This window comes from Methylobacterium sp. 142-1Y, assembly GCF_057747795.1.
In genome coordinates this window covers 3,253,144-3,273,157 of sequence record NZ_CM173224.1, presented here as the reverse complement: position 1 = coordinate 3,273,157, position 20,014 = coordinate 3,253,144, and the positions used below count along the sequence as shown (strand labels likewise).

Annotated in this window: 24 protein-coding genes; 12 read left to right on the top strand and 12 right to left on the bottom strand. The window is 70.5% G+C overall.

Annotated features, from left to right (window positions below):
- Nucleotides 1-178 precede the first annotated feature (178 nt).
- From AC3AOF_RS14865 to AC3AOF_RS14855, 3 genes are read right to left on the bottom strand one after another with little or no spacing between them, the layout of a single operon-like run.
- A complete protein-coding gene (locus AC3AOF_RS14865; RefSeq protein WP_488348940.1) occupies nt 179-973 on the bottom strand; it encodes an ABC transporter ATP-binding protein in 795 nt (264 codons plus the stop codon).
- Nucleotides 973-1,746, bottom strand: a complete 774-nt coding sequence (locus AC3AOF_RS14860) for an ABC transporter permease (RefSeq protein ID WP_488348996.1) — start codon at nt 1,744-1,746, stop codon at nt 973-975. The genes AC3AOF_RS14865 and AC3AOF_RS14860 overlap by 1 nt, the downstream gene beginning before the upstream one ends.
- A gap of 5 nt (nt 1,747-1,751) precedes the next feature.
- Nucleotides 1,752-2,693, bottom strand: coding sequence for an ABC transporter substrate-binding protein (locus tag AC3AOF_RS14855; RefSeq protein ID WP_488348939.1), 942 nt, complete (start codon nt 2,691-2,693; stop codon nt 1,752-1,754).
- A 197-nt stretch (nt 2,694-2,890) separates the two neighbouring features.
- On the opposite strand from AC3AOF_RS14855, the gene AC3AOF_RS14850 reads away from it, so the two are divergent.
- Entirely contained in the window at nt 2,891-3,922 is a 1,032-nt protein-coding gene (locus tag AC3AOF_RS14850) for an SDR family oxidoreductase (protein ID WP_488348938.1), read from the top strand.
- Nucleotides 3,923-4,140: 218 nt separating this feature from the next.
- Here the strand turns inward: AC3AOF_RS14850 and tyrS are convergent, their stop codons facing one another.
- Nucleotides 4,141-5,415, bottom strand: coding sequence for a tyrosine--tRNA ligase (gene tyrS, locus AC3AOF_RS14845; protein WP_488348937.1), 1,275 nt, complete (start codon nt 5,413-5,415; stop codon nt 4,141-4,143).
- A 129-nt stretch (nt 5,416-5,544) separates the two neighbouring features.
- Between tyrS and AC3AOF_RS14840 the strand changes: the two genes are divergently transcribed.
- The 3 genes from AC3AOF_RS14840 to trhA all read left to right on the top strand — a co-directional run bounded on the left by AC3AOF_RS14840 (nt 5,545) and on the right by trhA (nt 8,775).
- A complete protein-coding gene (locus tag AC3AOF_RS14840; RefSeq protein WP_488348936.1) occupies nt 5,545-6,684 on the top strand; it encodes an anhydro-N-acetylmuramic acid kinase in 1,140 nt (379 codons plus the stop codon).
- A gap of 163 nt (nt 6,685-6,847) precedes the next feature.
- Nucleotides 6,848-7,957: a COX15/CtaA family protein gene (locus AC3AOF_RS14835; protein ID WP_488348935.1), complete on the top strand. Its 1,110-nt coding sequence runs from the start codon at nt 6,848-6,850 to the stop codon at nt 7,955-7,957.
- A gap of 92 nt (nt 7,958-8,049) precedes the next feature.
- Nucleotides 8,050-8,775 (top strand): PAQR family membrane homeostasis protein TrhA, encoded by a 726-nt coding sequence (gene trhA / locus AC3AOF_RS14830; protein WP_236990088.1) that lies wholly within the window; start codon nt 8,050-8,052, stop codon nt 8,773-8,775.
- Between the two features lie 123 nt (nt 8,776-8,898).
- Here trhA and AC3AOF_RS14825 read toward each other — a convergent pair whose 3' ends face one another.
- Complete coding sequence (locus AC3AOF_RS14825; RefSeq protein WP_099952958.1) at nt 8,899-9,147, bottom strand: hypothetical protein; 249 nt, start codon at nt 9,145-9,147, stop codon at nt 8,899-8,901.
- 231 nt (nt 9,148-9,378) lie between these two features.
- On the opposite strand from AC3AOF_RS14825, the gene AC3AOF_RS14820 reads away from it, so the two are divergent.
- Entirely contained in the window at nt 9,379-9,594 is a 216-nt protein-coding gene (locus AC3AOF_RS14820; protein ID WP_236990089.1) for a lipocalin/fatty-acid binding family protein, read from the top strand.
- 464 nt (nt 9,595-10,058) lie between these two features.
- Here AC3AOF_RS14820 and AC3AOF_RS14815 read toward each other — a convergent pair whose 3' ends face one another.
- A complete protein-coding gene (locus AC3AOF_RS14815; RefSeq protein WP_488348934.1) occupies nt 10,059-10,553 on the bottom strand; it encodes a DUF192 domain-containing protein in 495 nt (164 codons plus the stop codon).
- Nucleotides 10,554-10,669: 116 nt separating this feature from the next.
- Nucleotides 10,670-11,308: a cold-shock protein gene (locus AC3AOF_RS14810; RefSeq protein ID WP_236990091.1), complete on the bottom strand. Its 639-nt coding sequence runs from the start codon at nt 11,306-11,308 to the stop codon at nt 10,670-10,672.
- A gap of 244 nt (nt 11,309-11,552) precedes the next feature.
- Between AC3AOF_RS14810 and AC3AOF_RS14805 the strand changes: the two genes are divergently transcribed.
- Nucleotides 11,553-12,629 (top strand): acetyltransferase domain-containing protein, encoded by a 1,077-nt coding sequence (locus tag AC3AOF_RS14805; protein ID WP_442919266.1) that lies wholly within the window; start codon nt 11,553-11,555, stop codon nt 12,627-12,629.
- A 17-nt stretch (nt 12,630-12,646) separates the two neighbouring features.
- Here AC3AOF_RS14805 and efp read toward each other — a convergent pair whose 3' ends face one another.
- On the bottom strand, nt 12,647-13,216 hold the full coding sequence (gene efp / locus AC3AOF_RS14800) for an elongation factor P (RefSeq protein ID WP_236990092.1): 570 nt from the start codon (nt 13,214-13,216) through the stop codon (nt 12,647-12,649).
- Nucleotides 13,217-13,371: 155 nt separating this feature from the next.
- Between efp and epmA the strand changes: the two genes are divergently transcribed.
- From epmA to AC3AOF_RS14775, 5 genes are all read left to right on the top strand, one after another.
- Complete coding sequence (epmA, locus tag AC3AOF_RS14795) at nt 13,372-14,439, top strand: EF-P lysine aminoacylase EpmA (protein ID WP_488348933.1); 1,068 nt, start codon at nt 13,372-13,374, stop codon at nt 14,437-14,439.
- Complete coding sequence (locus AC3AOF_RS14790; protein ID WP_488348932.1) at nt 14,436-15,509, top strand: lysine-2,3-aminomutase-like protein; 1,074 nt, start codon at nt 14,436-14,438, stop codon at nt 15,507-15,509. The genes epmA and AC3AOF_RS14790 overlap by 4 nt, the downstream gene beginning before the upstream one ends.
- Nucleotides 15,485-16,102, top strand: coding sequence for a glutathione S-transferase family protein (locus tag AC3AOF_RS14785; RefSeq protein ID WP_488348931.1), 618 nt, complete (start codon nt 15,485-15,487; stop codon nt 16,100-16,102). Before AC3AOF_RS14790 ends, AC3AOF_RS14785 begins: the two co-directional genes overlap by 25 nt.
- A gap of 91 nt (nt 16,103-16,193) precedes the next feature.
- A complete protein-coding gene (locus AC3AOF_RS14780; RefSeq protein WP_488348930.1) occupies nt 16,194-16,898 on the top strand; it encodes a ribonuclease activity regulator RraA in 705 nt (234 codons plus the stop codon).
- Nucleotides 16,899-16,924: 26 nt separating this feature from the next.
- Nucleotides 16,925-17,728: a YdcF family protein gene (locus AC3AOF_RS14775; protein WP_488348929.1), complete on the top strand. Its 804-nt coding sequence runs from the start codon at nt 16,925-16,927 to the stop codon at nt 17,726-17,728.
- Here AC3AOF_RS14775 and AC3AOF_RS14770 read toward each other — a convergent pair.
- The 4 genes from AC3AOF_RS14770 to AC3AOF_RS14755 all read right to left on the bottom strand — a co-directional run bounded on the left by AC3AOF_RS14770 (nt 17,698) and on the right by AC3AOF_RS14755 (nt 19,490).
- Nucleotides 17,698-17,997: a DUF3253 domain-containing protein gene (locus AC3AOF_RS14770; RefSeq protein WP_442919267.1), complete on the bottom strand. Its 300-nt coding sequence runs from the start codon at nt 17,995-17,997 to the stop codon at nt 17,698-17,700. The two genes, AC3AOF_RS14775 and AC3AOF_RS14770, sit on opposite strands and share 31 nt — an antisense overlap.
- On the bottom strand, nt 17,987-18,691 hold the full coding sequence (locus AC3AOF_RS14765; protein WP_236990098.1) for a DUF599 domain-containing protein: 705 nt from the start codon (nt 18,689-18,691) through the stop codon (nt 17,987-17,989). The genes AC3AOF_RS14770 and AC3AOF_RS14765 overlap by 11 nt, the downstream gene beginning before the upstream one ends.
- A gap of 11 nt (nt 18,692-18,702) precedes the next feature.
- Nucleotides 18,703-18,978: an acylphosphatase gene (locus AC3AOF_RS14760; protein ID WP_488348928.1), complete on the bottom strand. Its 276-nt coding sequence runs from the start codon at nt 18,976-18,978 to the stop codon at nt 18,703-18,705.
- 101 nt (nt 18,979-19,079) lie between these two features.
- The gene (locus AC3AOF_RS14755) at nt 19,080-19,490 is read right to left on the bottom strand and encodes a hypothetical protein (protein WP_488348927.1); all 411 of its coding nucleotides are present in this window, start codon (nt 19,488-19,490) and stop codon (nt 19,080-19,082) included.
- A gap of 190 nt (nt 19,491-19,680) precedes the next feature.
- On the opposite strand from AC3AOF_RS14755, the gene AC3AOF_RS14750 reads away from it, so the two are divergent.
- A complete protein-coding gene (locus AC3AOF_RS14750; RefSeq protein ID WP_488348926.1) occupies nt 19,681-20,007 on the top strand; it encodes a hypothetical protein in 327 nt (108 codons plus the stop codon).
- The last annotated feature ends 7 nt before the right edge of the window (nt 20,008-20,014 follow it).

Below are 20,014 nucleotides of genomic sequence, written 5' to 3'. Positions count from 1 at the left end.
GCAGCGCCGTCGAGCTTGCGCGCCAGCGTTCCGCTTCATCCTGAACCGTCAGCGGTTCCGGATCCCGGGTTCCGCTTTCGCAGTCCCGGCATGACCCGGAGGGCTTCAATTCGGCCGGCTGATCCGAACAGGTTCCCGGGGTGAGGCGGGAGCCCGAACCGCATCGCCCGGACCGTCCTCAATGCTCCTGGGCCGCCAGCACCGCCTCCGCCCGGATCTCCTCGGTGAGCTGCGCCTTCAGCCGCGAGAATTCGGGGCTGGTCTTCACCGTGTAGTGGCGCGGATGGCCGAGATCGACCGGGACGTCGGCCTTGATCCGCCCGGGGCGGGCCGTCATCACGATCACCCGCGAAGCCATGAAGATCGCCTCCTCGATGTCGTGGGTGACGAAGATCACGGTCTTGCGCTCGCGCTCCCAGATGCCGAGCAGCAATTCCTGCATCAGACCGCGGGTCTGGTTGTCGAGCGCCCCGAACGGCTCGTCGAGGAGCAGGATGGCGGGATCGTTGGCGAGCGCCCGGGCGATGGCGGTGCGCTGCTGCATGCCGCCGGAGAGCTGCTTGGGGTAATGCCCCTCGAAGCCGCGCAAGCCCACCTTGTCGATATAGGACGCGACGATCTCGCGGCGCTGAGGCACCGGCACGCCGCGCTCGCGCAGGCCGAAGCCGATATTCTCGGCCACGGTGAGCCACGGGAACAGGGTGTAGGACTGGAACACCATGCCCCGGTCGGGGCCGGGCCCGCGTACCTCGCGCCCTTCCACCAGGACGCGGCCGGCGCTCGGCCGGTCGAGCCCGGCGATGATGCGCAGCAGCGTCGACTTCCCGCACCCGGACGGGCCCAGGGTGGTGATGAAGTCGTTCTTGGCGACCGTGAGATCGGTGGGCTTGAGGGCCTGGACGGGCTTGGCGCCGCGGATGCCGGGGAAGACCCGCGCCACGCCTTCGACCGCGACCTCGATAGAGTCCCGCATCAGGCGAGCTTCCAGGGAAACAGGAGCCGGTTGGCCGCCTTGAACAGGAAGTCCGAGACGAGGCCGATCAGCCCGATGACGATGATGCCGAAGATGATCTGCCCGGTGGCGAGCAGGGCCTGGCTCTCGATGATCATGTGGCCGATGCCGGACGAGGAGCCGATCAGCTCGGCGACGATGACGTAGGTCCAGGCCCAGCCGAGCACGAGGCGCAGGATCTCGGCGATCTCGGGGGCGGTGGCCGGCAGCAGCACCCGGCGGATGATGCCGGCGTCACCCGCTCCCAGCGTGTAGGCCGCCTCGACGAGATCGCGCCGGACCTGGCCCACCGCGACCGCGATCATCAGGATCAGCTGGAACACCGAGCCGATGAAGATGACGAGCAGCTTCTGCGTCTCGCCGATGCCGGCCCACAGGATCAGGAGCGGCACGAAGGCCGAGGCCGGCAGGTAGCGGGCGAAGGAGACGAAAGGCTCGAAGAACGCCTCGACCGGCTTGTAGGCCCCCATCATCACGCCGAGCGGCACGGCGATCAGGGCGGCGAGCACGAAGCCCCCGAGCACCCGCCACACGGTGATGCCGATGTCGGACATAAAGTCGAATCGGGTGAGCAGCAGCCAGCCGTCCTGGACCATGGTGATCGGATCGGCCAGGAAGGTTTTGGGGACCAGCCCCCCGAGGGTCGCGGCGGCCCAGGCCGCCACGAACAGCACGAAGAAGCTGACACCCAGCAGAACCTTCGCCGGGCCGCCGACCGGTTGCAGCGGGCGCAAGCCGGTCATTGCACGAAGCGCGGGTCGGCGAGGGCGGCGATGTCCGGCTTCTGCCGGATCACGCCGATCTCGAGCAGCAGGTCGGCCGCCTGCTCGGAGAACTTCTGGTGCTCGCCGTTAAAGAACGCCTTGTTGGCGGCCCGGTCCTGCCAGCGCAGGAACTGGGCCGACTTGCCGAAGGCCTCAGCCGTTTGCTTCACGTCGGCGCCCATGATCTCGTAGGACTTTTGCGGGTCCTTGGCGATCATGTCGAGCGCCTCGAAGTAGCTGTCGGCGAGCGCCTTGGCGGCCTTCGGGTTCTGGTCGAGGAATTCTGGTGTGCAGCCGAAGGTGTCCATCACCATCGGGTAGTCGAGGGTGGTGGCGATGATCTTGCCGGCCTGCGGCGCCGCGCGCACCGACGACAGATAGGGCTCGTAGGTCATCGCGGCGTCGTTCTGGCCGGCGATGAAGGCCTGCGCCGCCGGGCCCGGCTCCAGGTTGACGACCTTCACGTCCTTGAGCGACAGGCCGTTGGCCTTGAGGATCCAGGCGAGGCCAAAGTACGGTGCGGTGCCGGGCACCGAGGCCGCCACCGTCTTGCCCTTCAGGTCCTTGATCGAGGACACGTCGTTGCGCACGGCCAGGCCGTCGGCGCCATAGGACTTGTCGAGCTGGAAGATCTGCTTCGTCGGCACGCCGTTGGCGTTCCACACCACCCAGGTCTCGACCGTGGTGGCGGCGCATTGCACGTCGCCGGAGCGGATCGCGAGGTGGCGACTCGCCTGCGGAATCTTCTTGAGCGAAACGTCGAGGCCGTTCTTCTTGAAGATGCCGGCTTCCTTGGCGAGCGTCAGGGGGGCGAAGCCGGTCCAGCCTGACAGGCCGACGGTGACCTTGGTCTCCTGCGCGGCGGCCTGACCGGCCAGCGCGGCCGCGACCACCAAACCTGCGGCAACCGCCTTCATCGCTCTCTCCCGCTCGCCTGCAAAAGCCCACCTGCCAAGCCTCGGGCCTTTCGTACCGTCGCCGGACCTTTGTGTATAGACATAAGAACGGGCAGCCTGCCCGCCGATCCGGCACCTTTCCCTGTTGGAGCGCACTGCACCCGAACGGCCCGGCGCGCGTTGTGGGAGCTGACGCAAGTGTCGCGAGGAGCAGTCGAATGAGCGGAACAACGCGCCCCACCGTGGTGGTGACCGGCGGCAGCGCCGGGGTCGGGCGCGCGGTCGCGGTCGCCTTCGGGCGCCGGGGCTGGAATGTCGGCATCGTGGCCCGGGGCCGGGCGGGCATCGCCGCCGCGGTCGACGAGGTGCGGGCGGTCGGGGGCCGGGCGCTGGGCTACCGGGCCGACGTCGCCGATCCGCGGGCGGTCGACCGGGCGGCGGATGCGTTCGCCGAGGAGTTCGGCGGCATCGACGTCTGGGTCAACAACGCCATGGTGACGGTCTATGCCGAGGTCGCGCAGATGAGCCCGGACGAGTTCCGGCGCGTCACCGAGGTCACCTATCTCGGCCAGGTCCACGGCACGCTGGCGGCCCTGCGCCACATGCAGGCATCGGATCGCGGCACCATCGTGCATGTCGGCTCGGCTTTGGCTTACCGGTCGATCCCGCTGCAATCGGCCTATTGCGCCGCCAAGTCGGCGGTGCGCGGCTTCGTCGACAGCCTGCGCACCGAGTTGCTGCATCACCGCAGCGGTATCCGCCTCACCATGGTGCAGCTACCGGCGGTGAACACGCCGCAATTCGACTGGGCCCGCTCGCGCCTGCCGCGCCGCCTCCAGCCGGTGCCGCCGATCTTCCAGCCCGAGGCGATCGCCGAGGAGATCGTGCGCGCCGCCCACGACGCGCCGCGCGAGCTCTGGATCGGCACCCCGTCGTGGCTCGCGATCCTGGGCGCGCAAGCCGCCCCGGCTTTCAGCGACCATTACCTCGCCCGGCACGGCTATCGGGGCGAGATGACCGACGAGCCGGCCGCGCCCGGGCGGCCCGACAACCTGTACGACCCGGTCGATGCCCACCACGATCACGGCGCCCATGGCCGGTTCGACCGGCAGGCCAAGGGCAGCGTCGTCGCGGCGGATCCGATGTGGCTGCATATCGGGATGATCGCGGCGGCGGGGCTGGTCGGCGGGGCGGCCTTGGCGGTGGCAAGGCGGAGCGGGCGGGGGGAGGTTCGTGTCGCCGAGGGCTGAAAGCCTGTTTGATTAGCTTCTACAAATCTCAAACTCTCCTCGTCATTCCGGGGCCGCGCAGCGGAGCCCGGAATCCAGAACTGCAGGTGTACAAGGACAAAGCGGAACGCGATCCGCCTTTTTCTGAACGATCAGCGGTTCTGGATTCCGGGCTCCGCTGCGCGGCCCCGGAATGACTCGGTGATTTTAAGATCTGTAGAGACCGATCAAACTGGCTCCTACACCACCCGCAACAACACGTGCTTCTTGCGCCCGAAGGACAGCTTCACCACGCCCTCCGGCGTCACGTCGCTCGCGCCGATCACCGCGCGCTCGTCGGTGACGGGCGTATCGTTGATCTTGAGGCCGCCGCTCTTCACCTGCCGGCGCGCTTCGCTGGTCGAGGGCACCAGGCTGGCATGGTCCGGCCCGAAGGCCGAGAGCACGCCGAGCCCGGCTTCGATGACCGCGCGCGATACCTCGACGGTCGGCAGGCTCTGGGCGAGCGCCCCCTCCTCGAAGGTGCGCCGCGCCGTCTCGGCTGCACTCTCCGCCGCCTCGCGGCCGTGCAGCAGGGCGGTCGCCTCGGTGGCGAGCACCTTCTTGGCCTCGTTGATCTCCTGGCCCCCGAGCTCTTCGAGCCGGGCGACCTCGTCGAGCGGCATCAGGGTGAACAGGCGCAGGAAGCGGCCGACATCGGCATCCTCGGTGTTGCGCCAGAACTGCCAGTACTCGTACGGGCTCAGCATGTCCGGGTTGAGCCAGACCGCGCCGGAGGCCGTCTTGCCCATCTTGGCGCCGGACGCTGTCGTCATCAGCGGGCAGGTCAGGGCGTGGAGCTGCGGCGTGCCGAGGCGCCGGCCGAGATCGATGCCGGTGACGATGTTGCCCCACTGGTCCGAGCCGCCCATCTGCAGCGTCACGCCGTAGCGGCGGTTCAGCTCGGCGAAGTCGTAGGCCTGCAGGATCATGTAGTTGAATTCCAGGAACGACAGCTCCTGGTCGCGCTCCAGCCGCAGCCGCACGCTGTCCATCGACAGCATCCGGTTGACCGAAAAGTGCCGGCCGATGTCGCGCAGCATCTCGATGTAGTTGAGCGTCGTCAGCCACTCGGCGTTGTCGGCCATCAGCGCGGCGTTCGGACCGGCGCCGAAATCGAGGAAGCGCGAGAAGGTCTTGCCGATCTCGGTCTTGTTGGCCTCGATCTGGTCCAGCGTCAGGATCTTGCGGGTCTCGTCGCGGCCCGACGGGTCGCCGACGCGCGTCGTGCCGCCGCCCATCAGCGCCACCGGCTTGCCGCCGGTCGCCTGGAGCCAGTGCAGCATCATGATCGAGAGCAGGTGGCCGATATGCAGCGACGGCGCCGTGCAATCGTAGCCGACATAGGCCGTCAGCCGGCCCTCGCGGGCGGCCTCGTCCACGCCCGCGAAATCGGAGCATTGATGGACGTAGCCGCGCTCGATGAGGACGCGGAGGAAGTCGGAACGCGGCGCGAAGTCGGTGGGCGCGGCCATGGTACTCTCGATCGGTCTCGTGATGGGCGGCGGCCGCGACAGCGCGGTGCCGCCATGCTAGCTCCGTCGGAAGCGGAACGGGTCGGTGCATAGCAGTGCCGGCCCCGAAAGGCACGGGGGCGATTCGGGATGACGATGCGGCGCGCGATCGGGCTGATGAGCGGCACCTCCCTCGACGGCGTCGATGTCGCGTCGATCGAGACCGACGGCGAGACGATCCGGGTCGAGCGCAGCCCCAACGGCTATCTCGAGCCGCTCGGCCCCACCGGCTACCGCGCCTATTCCGACGACGACCGGGCGCTGCTGCGCCAGGCTCTCGTCGATTCCGAGGCCGTGACCGAGCGCAGCGAGCGCCCGGGCTGCTTGAGGGAGGCCGAGGATCTGGTGACCCGCCTCCATGCCGAGGCGGTCGAGAATTTCCTCGCCGAGAACGGCCTGACCGCTGCCGACATCGACGTGATCGGCTTCCACGGCCAGACCGTGGTGCATCGGCCCGACCAGAAGATGAGCGTGCAGATCGGCGACGGGCAAGCGCTCAGCCGTCGGCTGGGCATCAAGGTGGTGTCGGATCTGCGCCACGCCGATATCGAGGCGGGCGGGCAGGGGGCGCCGCTGGTGCCGGTTTTCCACCGGGCGCTCGCCCAGGCCTCGGGCTTCACCGACAGCCTCGGCATCCTCAACATCGGCGGGGTGGCCAATGCGACGCTGATCGCCCGCGACGGCCGGATCCTCGCCTTCGATACCGGGCCCGGCAACGCGCTGATCGACGACTGGATGCGCGAGCGCACCGGGCACGCGCTCGACGACAACGGCCGCACCGCCGCCCGCGGGCGGCCCGACGAGCCGCTGCTGGCCTGGCTGCTGATCCACCCGTTCTTCTCGCGCAAGCCGCCGAAGTCGCTCGACCGCAACTGGTTCTCGCACAAGCTCGCCGGCCAGCTCTCGACCGAGGACGGCGCCGCGACGCTCACCGCCTTCACCGCCCGGGCGGTCGCCCGCGCCCTCGACCACGCCGTCGAGGCGCCGACCCGCTGGATCGTCGCCGGCGGCGGCGCCCGCAACGGAGAGCTGCTGCGCCAGCTCAATTACCACCTGCGCGCCGAGATCACGACGGCGGATGCGATCGGCTGGTCCTCCGCCTTCCTGGAGGCCCAGGCCTTCGCCTATCTGGCGGTGCGCTCGGTGGAGGGCCTGCCGATCACCTTCCCGTCGACCACCGGGGTGGGCCAGGCGATCAGCGGCGGCGTTCTGGCGCGGCCGGAGGAGTGACCCCCGCAGCGCCGCTCGGCGCTGAGGCAAGCCCGAATGGGCGCCGGCGTTCATGCGCCGGACGCCCTGCCGGCGGCAGGGCACCAGGGATGCCGGCCGGAAAGGCCGGTGCGGCACCGCAGGGCGTTGCACGCAACCCGCTCCCGCCGCTAAGCGGGCGCGCATGAGCAGCACCTCGACCCTCAGCCTCGCCCCCGCCACGGCGCCCGTCGCCGCCGCGCCCCGGTCCCGCCGCGCCGTGCGGACCTGGCTCTTCGTCATGGCCGCCCTGGTGGTGGCGATGGTGGCGGTCGGCGGCGCGACCCGGCTGACCGGCTCCGGCCTGTCGATCACCGAGTGGAAGCCGGTCACCGGCGCGATCCCGCCGCTCTCAGGGCAAGCCTGGGCCGAGGAATTCGCCAAGTACCAGGCAACGCCGCAATACACGCTGCTCAACCAGGGCATGACCCTGTCCGAGTTCCAGTTCATCTACGGCTGGGAATGGGGCCACCGGCTCCTCGGACGGCTCATCGGCTTCGCGTTCTTCCTGCCGCTCGTGTTCTTCTGGTGGCGCGGCCAGCTCGACCGGCGCCTCGGTCTCAGTCTTCTCGGCCTCGGCGTGCTCGGGGGGCTCCAAGGCGCGGTGGGCTGGATCATGGTGGCGTCGGGCTTGCAGCCGGGCATGACCGCGGTGGCCCCGGTCAAGCTCGCCCTGCACCTGACGCTGGCGAGCGCGATCTATGCCGGCCTGGTCTGGCTCGCCGCCGGGCTCGACCGCAGGCGCGACGCGGTCGTGCCGGCGCGGCTCGCGCGGACGGCCCTCGCCATGATGGGCCTGGTGCTGGTGCAGATCGCGCTCGGCGGCCTCGTCGCGGGCTCCAAGGCGGGGCTGACCTACAACACCTGGCCGCTGATGGATGGCAGCCTCGTCCCCACGGGACTGTTCTCCGGCACGCCCTGGATCGAGAACTTCGTCGACAACGTCACCCTGGTGCAGTTCAACCACCGGCTGACCGCCTACGCGCTCCTGATCCTTGCCGTTCTCCATGCCGTCGACGCGCGGCGCAGGGCGCCCGGCACCGGCGCGGCACGGCGCGCCACGGCCCTCGCCGGCCTCGTCGCCGCGCAGGCGAGCCTCGGCATCGTCACCCTGCTCCTGGTGGTGCCGCTCTGGGCGGGCCTCGCCCATCAGGTCGCCGCCATGCTGGTTCTCGGCATGGCGAGCGCCCATGCCCGGCTCTGCCGGATGCCCAAGGAGGACCGCGCGCCTGCGGCGGCGCTGCGGGCGGCCTGAGTGTCGCGGGAACGTTCGTCCCACGTTCATGCTTGCGCTTTAACCTCGACCGATAGGGAGGCCGTCTCCCGTCGTCGAGGAGCGGAGGCCCGATGCCCGTGCAGGAGCAATCCCTGACCCCGTCCCCAGCCTTGAATGCACGCTTCGCCCCCGACGGCCGGCCCCTGAGCCTCGTCTGGACCTACACGCCGCGCGAGTTGCTGGCCGACGGCGTCGTCCACGTGGTCGGGGTCAGCCTCGGCGTGATCGGTGCCCTGGCGCTGACGATCGGCGCCGTCCTGTCGAAGCTCAGCCCCGCCGAGACGGCGTCGGTCGCGATCTACGCCGCCGGCCTCGTTGCGATGCTCGGCACCTCCGCCGCCTACAACATGTGCCCGGTCGGCCGGCTGAAATGGCGCCTGCGCCGGGCCGACCATGCCACCATCTTCCTGATGATCGCCGGCACCTACACGCCGCTCGTCACCCTCGTCGGCACCGACAGCTTCGCCTTCGGCCTGCTCGCCGGGATCTGGCTCGTGGCGGCGGCGGGCGCGATCGTGAAGCTGACCCTGCCGGGCCGCTTCGACCGGCTGGCCATCGCGCTCTACCTGGCGCTCGGCTGGAGCGGCATCATGGCCTACGAGTCGGTCATCGCCGCCCTGTCGCCCCCGGCCCTGTGGCTGCTCGCCGCCGGCGGCCTGCTCTATTCCCTCGGGGTGATTTTTCACGTCTGGCGGCAATTGCCGTTCCAGAACGCGATCTGGCACGGCTTCGTGCTGGCGGCCGCTGCCTGCCATTACGGCGCGGTGTTCCGTAGCGTGCTCGATGCGGGAATGTGAGGCGCATCGAGCGGGATGGCCCTGCCTCGGCGACGCCGAGATGGGCGTACACCATTCATCCTATCCGGAACCTCAGGACGAGCTCGGGATGGGACGACGCGTACGACACCGTCGAACCAGCGCTCAGAACGGCGTGTAATCCCCGCCATCCGTGATCGTGTCGAGCGCCCGCTCGATCGACGTCACGGCATCCAGCACCATCTGCACCGTGCGCTCGGCCTCGGTGCGCGGCCGGCCAAGGGCGGCGGCGCGGGCGCCGATGTCGTGCAGCTGCTCGGCGATCGTCACCAGGTCGGAGACGACCGACGCGGTGGCGCGGGCGGCGGCATCGGGCGCCGGACGCGGGCGCAGCAGGGGAACGACGTTGCTCATCGGGCCGGACTCTCGCGCAAAGCTCGGGACTCCGCCAGCCGGAGAATCGCAGCCCTCCACACATTCCGCACGGCGCGGCGCGGGAGGCACAGGGGAGGGGCTTTACCGCCGTCGCCGCCCCCGGCGCCTTGACGGGGGGACAGGAGCCGGGCACCCCGGCTGGACTGTCAGATCCAAAACGCCCTCGATTCGACATCCGCGAGTCGGCAGGCCCGAACGTCAGGACCCTCCATGCGCTTCCTTCATGCCGCCGCGGCGTTCACCCTCGCCTGCCTCGCCGCCGCCTGCACCAGCAGCGGCGACCCGCGCGGCACCGGCCTCGCCGAGAGTTTCGACACCAAGAACTACGTGCGCTCGAACGACACCAACGGGACCCAGCGCCGGCCCGACGTGAACCGCGTCTTCACCCAGCCGTCGATCCCGAGCATCTCGAACCGCGGCTTCTGACCCCGTCATCCGGCGGCGAAAGCACCGCAAGATCGCGTCGCGACACGGGATATGACAGTGGCCCGACGCCTGCCGGTCATCGGACTTTCCCAGCCTCAACCTCATCCTGATACCAACGGTCGTTGGAAACGACCTTTGGTTCCGCTCTCGAATTTTCGCCAAGCCTCTGGCTTGAAATCGAAAATTCGAGATGGATCAATGGCCCGATGCGTCAGCATCTTGGGCCATTGGTATGAGGTGTCAGTCGATCAAAGATCGACTGACCTCGAAGGAGGGCTCCAGATGCCACGGCAATTCCTGGAGGCCTCCTTCGAGGCTCAGCGATCTTCGATCGCCCGCACCTCAGGATGAGGTCGCGGGTGGGACGGGCCGGAGCCCGTAGGTGAACGGTCCTGTCGTGCACCGTGACGTTGCAGCCGGCATTCGCTCCAATCAGATAATACTCGAGCGCCGCCGGCCTCCCGTCAGCGCCCGCGGAACAGCGGATGCTCGACCTTGTCGCCCGGATGCAGACCGAGGCGCGCGGCGGTGCCGGCATTGAGCTCGAGCACGCCGAGCACCGGCTCGCCGGAGGTGATGGTGCGGGTCGAGAGCGGCTCGGTATCGGCGGCGATGCGCGCCACCGTGCCGTCGGCGCGGATGAACAGCATGTCGAGCGGCAGGTAGGTGTTCTTCATCCACATCGCGACCGGCTCGGTGCGTTCGAAGTCGAACAGCATGCCGCGGTCTGGCGCCATGGAGCGGCGGAACATCAGCCCCCGGGCGCGCCCGGCATCGTCGCGCATCACCTCGACCTGGAAGGTGTGGCGGCCGTTGCGGGAGGCGATGGTCAGCGGCTCGAACGGACCGTCGGCGAGAACCGCCGAAGGCAGGAGCAGGAGGATGAGGGCGGCGAGGAGCCGGCGGGGGGAGGCCACCAGGGCCGAGGCCGCGAGGGGCCGTGCGAAGCGGAGCGACATGAGGGTGAGCTAGCGCATTCCGCCGCGAAAGGGATGGGGGCTCGGCGACCGGAAACACAGGCGAATCGAAAATGCCGCGCCGCCCGCCTGGCGGCGCACGGCGTGGTGCCAGGCGCTCAGTGCGACGAGGGCGGCCCCGCCCCCACGCTCGCCTCGCTCAGGAGGCGGACCTCGGCGGCCATCAGGCCCTTCGAGCCGTCGCCGTAGCGCACCATGACGTGCTCGCCGGGCTTCAGCTCGGCGATGCCGTAGCGGCGCAGGGTCTCCATGTGGACGAAGATGTCCGGCGTGCCGTCGCCGCGGCTGAGGAAGCCGAAGCCGCGCAGGCGGTTGAACCACTTCACCACCGCGGTCTCCAGGCCGCTGGTCGGCACCACGGTGACGTGGGTGCGCGGCATCGGCAGCTCGGCCGGATGGGTCGCCGTCGACTGGTCGAGGGAGATCACCCGGAAGGCCTGCCAGCCGCGGGGGCGCTGCACCGCCTCGACCACGATCCGCGCGCCCTCGCTGGCGCTCTGGTGGCCGTCGCGGCGCAGGCAGGTGACGTGGAGCAGGACGTCGGCTGCGCCGCTATCCGGCACGATGAAACCGAAGCCCTTCGCCACGTCGAACCACTTGATGCGGCCGCTCACCTCGACGAGTTCGGTCGGGCGTTCCACCGCCGCGTCGAGCACGGGTTTGGTGTCGCGCGCGCCGTCCCCGAACGCACCCGCTGGCCGTTCCCAGGCGTGGCCTGAACCGAACTCGTCCGACATCGTAAGCAACCCACTCGAATCGCGTCGCGCGCTTCACCGGCAGATTAACAAAGTCATGACTCCGGGGAAGCCCAAATCGGCCGAGTTGAGACGGAGAAGGGGTGATGTCCTCGCCGGATTCGCCCGGCCGGCGGGCATTCTGCAATCCGGGGAGGCAAGTTTCCGGAGTCGCGCGCGAGGATTGCGGCACCGACTAAAATCCTACACCCGCTCCTGCGCGTTTTCGTCGCAGGGGCGGACGGGGATGCCGGCCGCGATCCGGCTCGGCTATGAGCACGCCGGCACATGCCGCTTCGGAGACGCCGCGATTCAGACCTCGATTCCCTCCGCTCCGCCCCCTGCCGCCCCGCCCCTTGCCGCCGCGCCGGTCCGGCGCCTCGCCGTCATCGACCTCGCCCGCGGCGTCGCGCTCCTGGCGATGGCGCTCTACCACCTGACCTGGGACCTCGGTTTCCTGCGGCTGACGCCCGAGAATGCCGCCCTGTCGTCGGTCGGAAAGGCGTCGGCGCACGGCATCGCCGGCAGCTTCCTGGTGCTGGTCGGGATCAGCCTCGTTCTGGCAAGGGGCCGGAGAGCCGGGTGGTGGCGCCCCTACCTGGCGCGCCTCGGTCGCATCGCCCTGGCGGCGGTCGCCATCTCGCTCGCCACCTTCTTCCTGTTCCCTGATTCGTGGATCTTCTTCGGCATCCTGCACTGCATCGCCCTGTCGAGCGTGCTGGCCCTGCCGGCGCTCGTGGCGCCGCTGCCGCTGGTCGCGCTCGCCGCTGCTCTCGTCTTCGCCGGCCCGACGCTGGCGGGCCTCACGGGCACACCGGCCGTCCTCGACGCGCCGGGGCTGTACTTCCTCGGGCTCGGCGCCGTCGTGCCGACGACGAACGACTACGTGCCGCTGTTTCCCTGGTTCGGTTTCGTGCTGGCGGGGGTGGGGCTCGGCCGGCTCGCCCTGCCGCGCCTCGCGGCGTCGCGGATCGGAGCCTGGGCGCCGCGCAGCCGGATCGGGCGGCTCGCCACGGGAGCCGGGCGGCACAGCCTCGCGGTCTATCTCGTCCACCAGCCGCTGCTGCTCGGGCTGCTCTACGGGGTCGCGTCGGTGAGCGGGCCGCATCCCCGTGCGGGACAGGCGCAGTTCCTGCGCGAGTACCGGGCCAATTGCGCGGAGGCCGGCGGCGGCACGGCGACCTGCCGGGTGGCGGCGCGCTGCGTGCTGGGGCGCCTGCGCGACGAGGGCCTGTGGCGGGCAGGCGGCGACTTCACGGGCGAGGAGCAGGCCCGGGCGATCGCGGTGTCGCGGACCTGCTTCAGGGAGGCGGGCGGGGGTTGAGCCCCGCCCGATATCGATCAGTCCTTGGCGCGCTCGACGTAGGCGCCGTCCGCCGTCATGACGACGATGCGGGTGCCGGTGCCGATATGCGGCGGCACCAGGGTGCGGATGCCGTTCGAGAGCGTGGCGGGCTTGTAGGACGAGGACGCGGTCTGGCCCTTGGTGACCGGCTCGGTATCCGTCACCTCGAGGGTGACGCGCTGGGGCAGCTCGAGGGCCAGCGGCACGCCGTTATGGGTCGAGAGCATCACCGCCATGCCCTCCTGGAGGTAGGCGGCCTGGTCGCCGATCACGTCCTGCGGCACGGCGATCTGCTCGTAGGATTCCGGGTTCATGAAGTGGAACCCCTCGCCGTCGCTGTACAGGAAGGTGTGCTCCCGGTCCTCGACATAGGCGCGCTCGACCTGCTCGGTGGTGCGGTAGCGCTCCGAGACCTTCACGCCGTCGGTGATCCGGCGCATGTCGAGCTGGGTGACCGGGGTGCCCTTGCCGGGATGGATGTTCTCGGCGGAGAGAATCACGTAGAGCCGGCCGTCCTTGTCGACGACGTTGCCTTTGCGGAGTGAGCTGGCGATGACCTTCGGCACGGGGCGAATCCTGGACTGGAAGCGTTGACAGAGAGCGGCGGCGTCCGCCAAGCCGCGGGCGTCGCGCGCCGCGCCGGCAGAGGATGCCTTCGGCCCGCCCTATCGCATCTCAGGCGCCACCGCCAGTCGCCCGCCACCCGATCGATGTTCGCACCATGACAGCTGCCTCGCCCTGGTGGGCCCCTCACGTCCATGCCGACCGTCGGCCGCGGCTCCTGGCCCGCAACCGCATCGCCGCCGCCCTGCGGGCGTGGTTGTCGGCCCGCGACTTCGTCGAGGTCGAGGCCGCGATCCTCCAGGTCTCGCCCGGCAACGAGGCGCATCTCTCGGCCTTTTCCACCACGGCGATCGGGCCGGACGGGGCGGAACACCCGCTCTATCTCCACACCTCGCCGGAATTCGCCTGCAAGAAGCTGCTGGCGGCGGGCGAGGCGCGGCTGTTCAGTCTCGGCCCGGTCTACCGCAACCGCGAGCGCGGGGCGCTGCACCACCCGGAATTCACCATGCTCGAATGGTACCGGGCGGGCGAGACCTATGACAGCCTGATGCGGGACTGCGCCGCTATCTTGCGCCTCGCCGCCGAGACGGCCGGCACCACGATCTTCACCTGTCGCGGGATCGAGGCCGATCCCTTCGCCGAGCCGGAGCGGCTCACCGTGGCGGAGGCCTTCCGGCGCCATGCCGGCATCGACCTGCTCGCGACGGTGGCGCCGGATGCGGGCACCGACCGGCCGGCGCTCGCCGCGGCTCTGCACGAGGCCGGCATCCGCACCGCACCCGACGACACCTGGGCCGATCTGTTCAGCCGGGTGATGGTCGAGCGGGTCGAGCCGGCCCTCGGCCGCGGCCGGGCGACGATCCTGTGCGAGTACCCGATCCCTGAAGCGGCGCTTGCCCGGCCGAGCCCCGCCGATCCGCGGGTGGCAGAGCGGTTCGAACTCTATGCGTGCGGCGTCGAGCTCGCCAACGCCTTCGGCGAACTGACCGATCCGGCCGAGCAGCGCCGGCGCTTCGCCGCCGAGATGGACGAGAAGGAGCGCGTCTACGGCGAGCGCTACCCCCTCGACGAAGACTTTCTGGCTGCTCTCGGGCAGATGCCGGAGGCGAGCGGCATCGCGCTCGGCTTCGACCGGCTCGTCATGCTGGCGACCGGCGCCCGCCGGATCGAGGACGTGATCTGGACGCCGATGGCCGAGTATTCCCAGTCCGAGGGACCACGGTGAGCGGGGCGATCCGCAACGCGGGCGATCTCGCGGCGCGCGGGCTGGTGCCGGCGCAGCGGCTGCCGGCGCTCGAACGGGTGGCGGCGCGCTACGCGGTGTCGATCACCCCGGAGGTGGCCGAGCTGATCGGGGACCCCGACGACGGCATCGGCCGGCAATTCGTGCCGCGGGCCGAGGAGCTGGTCACGACCCCGGAGGAGCGGGCCGACCCGATCGGCGACGAGACCCATGCGCCGGTTCCGGGCATCGTCCATCGCTATCCCGACCGGGTGCTCCTGAAGCCCCTCCATGTCTGCCCGGTCTATTGCCGCTTCTGCTTCCGCCGCGAGGTGGTGGGGCCGGACGGGCAGGGCAGCCTCACCGAGGCCGAGCTCGACGCCGCCCTCGCCTACATCGCCGCCCGGCCGGAGGTCTGGGAAGTGGTGGTGACCGGGGGCGATCCGCTGGTGCTCTCGCCCCGGCGCCTCGGCCGCATCGCCGCCGCGCTGAAGGACATCCCGCATGTCCGGGTGCTGCGCCTCCATACCCGCGTGCCGGTGGTCGATCCGGCCCGGGTCGATGCGGCATTGATCGCGGCGCTGAAGCGCTTCGAGGGTGCGGTGTTCGTGGCGCTCCACGCCAACCACCCGCGGGAATTCTCCGACAAGGCCCGCGCGGCCATCGCCCGGCTCGTCGATGCCGGGATCCCGATGGTGAGCCAGTCGGTGCTACTCGCTGGCGTCAACGACGATCCCGACACGCTGGCCGCCCTGATGCGGGCCTTCGTCGAGAACCGGATCAAGCCCTATTACCTGCATCACGGCGACCTCGCCCCGGGCACCGGCCACCTGCGCACCACCCTCGATCACGGCCAGGACCTGATGCGCTCCCTTCGCGGCCGGCTGTCCGGGCTGGCGCAGCCGACCTACGTCCTCGACATCCCGGGCGGATACGGCAAGGTGCCGGTCGGACCGGGCTATCTGGCGGGAGGGCCCGTCGGCTGGACCGTCACCGACCCGACGGGCGCGACCCACGTCTACCCGCCCACGATCGAGGAGGACACGCCATGCGCAGGCTCTGGGGACGGCTGAGTTCCGTCAACGTGCAGAAGGCGGTGTGGGGGCTCGAAGAGCTGGGGCTGGCTTACGAGCGCATCGAGGCCGGCGGCGCCTTCGGGCGGGTGCGGGACCCGGACTACGTCGCTCTCAATCCCAACAGCCTCGTGCCGGTCATGGAGGAGGACGGCTTCATCCTCTGGGAATCGAACGCGATCCTGCGCTACCTCGCCCGCGGCCACGGTCTCGGCGGGTTGTGGCCGGAGCATCCCCAGGCGGCGGCCCTCGTCGACCAATGGCTCGACTGGCAGGCGACCCGCTTCACGCCCGCGACCCGGGATGCGTTCTGGCAGACCGTGCGTACCCCGCCGGAGAAGCGCGACCAGGCGGTGATCGACCGCTCGGTCGCGGCCTCCGAGGAATGCGCGGCGATCCTCAACGGGCACCTGATGGGCCGCGCCTACGCGGTCGGCGACCATTTCACCGTGGCCGACATCGCGCTCGGCGCCGCGGCGCATCGCTGGCTCCACCTCGACGTGCCGCGCATCGAGCGGCCGGCCTTGCGGGCCTGGTACGAGCGGATCCGGGCACGGCCCGCCGCCGGCGTGGCGCTGCCGCCCTTGAGCTGAGCCATAGGGCCATGCACCCATGGCGTGGCCGGCCGCCGCCGGATCGGCTACGTCTCGACCCGTCCTTTTCCTCTACGCCCCCGAAGGCCCGATGCCGCTCGACAAGACCCTCCTCGACGCCCTGCAGGCCGTCACCACCGCCACCCTCACCACGGTGCTCCTGAAGAAGGGCATCCGCCGCTGCTGGATGCGCGGGCCGATGCCGCGCTTCGCCGCCGGGCAGCGGGTGGTCGGCCCGGCCTTCACCTTGCGCTTCGTGCCGGCCCGCGAGGATCTGGCGACGCCGGAATCCTGGTCGAGCCCGACCTCGACCCGCGCGGCGATCGAGGCGATGCCCGAGGGCTGCATCGCGGTGGTCGACGCGATGGGGGTTCAGGATGCCGGCATCTTCGGCGACATCCTGTGCGCGCGGATGAAGAAGCGCGGTGTCGCGGCGCTGATCACCGACGGCGTCGTGCGCGACGGCGAGGGCGTCGACGGCACCGGCCTGCCGGTCTGGTGCTCGGGCGTCGCGGCGCCGGCCTCGGTGGCGGGCCTCACCTTCGTCGGCTGGGGCGAGCCGGTCGGCTGCGGCGGCGTCGCGGTCTATCCCGACGACATCGTGGTGGCCGATGGCGACGGTGCGGTGCTGATCCCGGCGGCGCTCGCCGAGGAAGTGGCGCTCGCCGCCGTCGAGCAGGAGCGCCTCGAACTCTGGATCATGCGCGAGGTCGACAAGGGGTTGGCACTGCCGGGCCTCTACCCGCCGAATGCCGAGACCCGCGCCCGCTACGAGGCCGAGACGAACAAGGGCTGATTCACGCCTGGGCCGGGACGATCCCGGTGTTCTTCGTGCTCTCGAAGGTGCTGTGGTTTCTCGCAGCGCCTTCGAACCTGCTCCTGCTCCTGGTCCTCGCCGGGGCAGGGCTCGCGGGTTCACGACTCGCCTTGCGCTGGCGGCGCCTCGGCCTCGGTCTCGCCGCCGCGTCCGGCCTCGTCCTCCTCGTTGGCGGCGTCTCGCCGCTGGCCTCCCTGGTCTTCGGCCCGCTGGAGAACCGCTTCCCGGAGTTCCGCGACGACGGCACGCCGGTCACCGGCATCGTGGTGCTCGGCGGCGCGGTCGAGACCGGGCTGTCGGCCGCCCGCGGCCAGCTCGTCGTCAACGATGCCGGCGAGCGCATGATCGCGCTCGGCGACCTCGCGCGGCGATACCCGTCGGCCACCCTGGTCTTCGCCGGCGGCTCCGGCCGGCTCACCGGCGACGGCGCGATGTCCGAATCGGAGATCGTGCGCCGACACGCCGCGTCGCTCGGCGTGTCGCCGGAGCGGATCACCTACGACGACCGCTCCCGCAACACCCGCGAGAACGCCGCCTTCAGCGCCGAACTGGTCAAGCCGAAGCCCGGCGAGCTTTGGCTCCTCGTCACCTCGGCCTGGCACATGCCGCGGGCGATGGGCTGCTTCCGCCGCGCCGGCTTCACGGTGACGGCCTATCCGGTCGATTACCGCACCGGGCCGGGTGCCGTCGGGCTCCATTCCACGGCCGGCGACGGCCTGTTCGAACTGGACGTCGCGGTGCGCGAATGGCTCGGCCTCGTGGCGTACCGGGCCTCGGGCTACACCGAGTCGGTGTTTCCGGGGCCCTGATCCGCCGAGCGCGGCAACGACAGCCGGTAGACCCCGCGAAAATCGTCCGGATCCGCCACCACCTTGCCCTTGCGCAGGATGGCGATCCGGCCCTGCTTCATCAGGCGCACCGCCTGGCGGCGGACCGGCTGCATCAGCGGGCCCCAGCCGTCCGGGTGGGGCCCGCCCAGCGCCCGGGCCACCTCGGAGGGGCAGACGGTCTTGTCGGCCCCGCGATCGGTGACGAGGCGCACCAGGGTGAGTTCGATCTCGTAATCGTCAGGGATCATCGTAATCCTGCAGGGCCCGGCGGGCGTCGGAGGCGAATTGGCGCTGCCACATCACGGTGAGCACCATCGCCGTGGTGGCAAACAGCACGTAGGCGCTGACGAACCACCCGAGATAGGCCAGCGCGAAGAAGAACGCACGCTGCCCGCGGTTGAAATGGCCGCCCGCCACCACGTTCATGGCCGCCGCCCGCCGCGCCGCCCGCTCGATCCGGACCGGATCGCCGTCGCGCGGCGGCACCGCGCCGATCAGGATCGCGCCATAGTTGAACAGCCGGTAGGCCCAGGCGAACTTGAAGAAGGCGTAGACGAAGATCAGGGCGAGGCCCGCCACCTTGATCTCCCACACCGCCCGGGTCATCGGCGCGCCGAAGGGCAGGGTGGAGAACAGCGTCAGGGCATCGTCGGCGGAGCGCGACAGGGTGAGCGCGCTGCCCAAGGCGATCAGCGCCGTCGAGGCGAAGAAGGCGGTGCCGTTCTGGAGCGAGGCGTTGATGGTGGTGTCGACCACCCGGTTCTCGCGCACGATCTGCTGGTCGGCCCAGGCGTGGCGGTAGCGGTTCATCATGCCGTTGAGGCTGCGCTTGCCGCCCGACAAATGCTCGACCGCGTAGGAATAGCCCCACCATGCCGAGAGGAAGCAGAGCAGGGCCGCGAGGTCGAGGAGCGAGAAACTGCTGCCCAGATCCGGATGCATGCCGGGCCCCGTCAGGCGGTCGGCAGGATCTGCACGCCGCGCGTGCCGGCAGGGCCCGCGGCCTCGCGCTCGCCGACCGTCAGCTCCTCCACCCTGGCGCCGGGCGGGCCCTGTCTGCAGGCCTCGATCACCGCCGCGACGGCATCGACCGGCCCGGCGAGATGCGCTTCCACGCTGCCGTCGTGCCGGTTGCGCACGGTGCCGGAGAGGCCGCGCGCCTCCGCCACGCCCTTGGTCCAGGCCCGGTAGCCGACGCCCTGGACCCGGCCCCGGACGATAATCTCCACGCTGCGGTGTCCGCTCACCAAAGTCCGCTCCCCGCACATGCCGCCGGGCGGGCTCTAGAGCATTTCCAGGTCTTAGGGGAGAGTCTTCACGACGTGGGCCGTCAGGCGCTCGCCGCCACCAGCGGGCGGACCGAGACGTTCGTGCGCGGCGCGGGCGCCCGGAAGCGCACGAGGTCGGCGAGCGGCACGAAGGCGTCCGGCGCGGCGCCGCCGACCCGGGTGCCGAAGCCCAGCGCGAAGGAGAGGGTGAGCTTGCGGTCGGGCGCGATGCCGAAGGCGTCGAGCGCGGCGGCGAACGCCTCGCGGAAGCTGCGCACGCCGCACCAGCTCTTCTCCGAGAGGTGGAGCGGCCATTCCCAATGGCCGTCCGGCCGCCGGGCGTTCAGGGTGTCGCGGTCGATGAAGTAGCCGGTCTCCCGGTGCTCCAGGCCCTCCGCGTGGAGGCGCCAGTCCCGGTTCTCGAACAGCGGGGCGGAATCGGCCGCGTCGTCGTCCAGACGGGTGGTCGCCATGCGGGTCTCCCATGGTTCCGCTGCGACGCCGCGCCGCCTCCCGGACCGGCCCGCCGCATGGAACATTTAAGGAACACTGGGCTGATTTGCACAGGTCGTCAACAGGGATCGACGAAGATTTCTCGACTGCCGGCGCGTTGCCAAACCGCGCTCCGGATGCCACCTGAATCCGGTGATGACGGGGAGACAGATGGAGCGCAGCCGCAAGGGGCAGGATGCGGGTTCGCGGGAGCCGGGCCCCGATCTCGAGGCCCTGCGCCGCCTCGAGGCGTTGCAGCCGGCCTATGAGCGCCTGCGCGCCGACCGGATTCGGGCCGAGAGCGACGTCGAGCGCCTGACCGCGGAACTCGCCGCCGCCCGGGCCCAGGCCCGCGAGGAGCTGGGCACCGACGACGAGGCCGAGATCCGCCGGATGATCGAGGAGGCCCGGGCCGAGAATGCCCGCCGGGTCGAGGCCTTCGCGCAATCCCTGCGCGCGGTCCAGGACCGCCTCGACGCCCTCGATGCGGGCCGCTGAGACGCGC

Bases quoted from the DNA above. Each gene is read 5' to 3' on its own strand.
- AC3AOF_RS14865 (WP_488348940.1), bottom strand. From the start codon at position 973: ATGCGGGACTCTATCGAGGTCGCGGTCGAAGGCGTGGCGCGGGTCTTC.
- AC3AOF_RS14855 (WP_488348939.1), bottom strand. From the start codon at position 2,693: ATGAAGGCGGTTGCCGCAGGTTTGGTGGTCGCGGCCGCGCTGGCCGGT.
- AC3AOF_RS14850 (WP_488348938.1), top strand. From the start codon at position 2,891: ATGAGCGGAACAACGCGCCCCACCGTGGTGGTGACCGGCGGCAGCGCC.
- tyrS (WP_488348937.1), bottom strand. From the start codon at position 5,415: ATGGCCGCGCCCACCGACTTCGCGCCGCGTTCCGACTTCCTCCGCGTC.
- AC3AOF_RS14840 (WP_488348936.1), top strand. From the start codon at position 5,545: ATGACGATGCGGCGCGCGATCGGGCTGATGAGCGGCACCTCCCTCGAC.
- AC3AOF_RS14835 (WP_488348935.1), top strand. From the start codon at position 6,848: ATGAGCAGCACCTCGACCCTCAGCCTCGCCCCCGCCACGGCGCCCGTC.
- trhA (WP_236990088.1), top strand. From the start codon at position 8,050: ATGCCCGTGCAGGAGCAATCCCTGACCCCGTCCCCAGCCTTGAATGCA.
- AC3AOF_RS14825 (WP_099952958.1), bottom strand. From the start codon at position 9,147: ATGAGCAACGTCGTTCCCCTGCTGCGCCCGCGTCCGGCGCCCGATGCC.
- AC3AOF_RS14820 (WP_236990089.1), top strand. From the start codon at position 9,379: ATGCGCTTCCTTCATGCCGCCGCGGCGTTCACCCTCGCCTGCCTCGCC.
- AC3AOF_RS14815 (WP_488348934.1), bottom strand. From the start codon at position 10,553: ATGTCGCTCCGCTTCGCACGGCCCCTCGCGGCCTCGGCCCTGGTGGCC.
- AC3AOF_RS14810 (WP_236990091.1), bottom strand. From the start codon at position 11,308: ATGTCGGACGAGTTCGGTTCAGGCCACGCCTGGGAACGGCCAGCGGGT.
- AC3AOF_RS14805 (WP_442919266.1), top strand. From the start codon at position 11,553: ATGCCGGCCGCGATCCGGCTCGGCTATGAGCACGCCGGCACATGCCGC.
- epmA (WP_488348933.1), top strand. From the start codon at position 13,372: ATGACAGCTGCCTCGCCCTGGTGGGCCCCTCACGTCCATGCCGACCGT.
- AC3AOF_RS14785 (WP_488348931.1), top strand. From the start codon at position 15,485: ATGCGCAGGCTCTGGGGACGGCTGAGTTCCGTCAACGTGCAGAAGGCG.
- AC3AOF_RS14780 (WP_488348930.1), top strand. From the start codon at position 16,194: ATGCCGCTCGACAAGACCCTCCTCGACGCCCTGCAGGCCGTCACCACC.
- AC3AOF_RS14770 (WP_442919267.1), bottom strand. From the start codon at position 17,997: ATGATCCCTGACGATTACGAGATCGAACTCACCCTGGTGCGCCTCGTC.
- AC3AOF_RS14765 (WP_236990098.1), bottom strand. From the start codon at position 18,691: ATGCATCCGGATCTGGGCAGCAGTTTCTCGCTCCTCGACCTCGCGGCC.
- AC3AOF_RS14755 (WP_488348927.1), bottom strand. From the start codon at position 19,490: ATGGCGACCACCCGTCTGGACGACGACGCGGCCGATTCCGCCCCGCTG.
- AC3AOF_RS14750 (WP_488348926.1), top strand. From the start codon at position 19,681: ATGGAGCGCAGCCGCAAGGGGCAGGATGCGGGTTCGCGGGAGCCGGGC.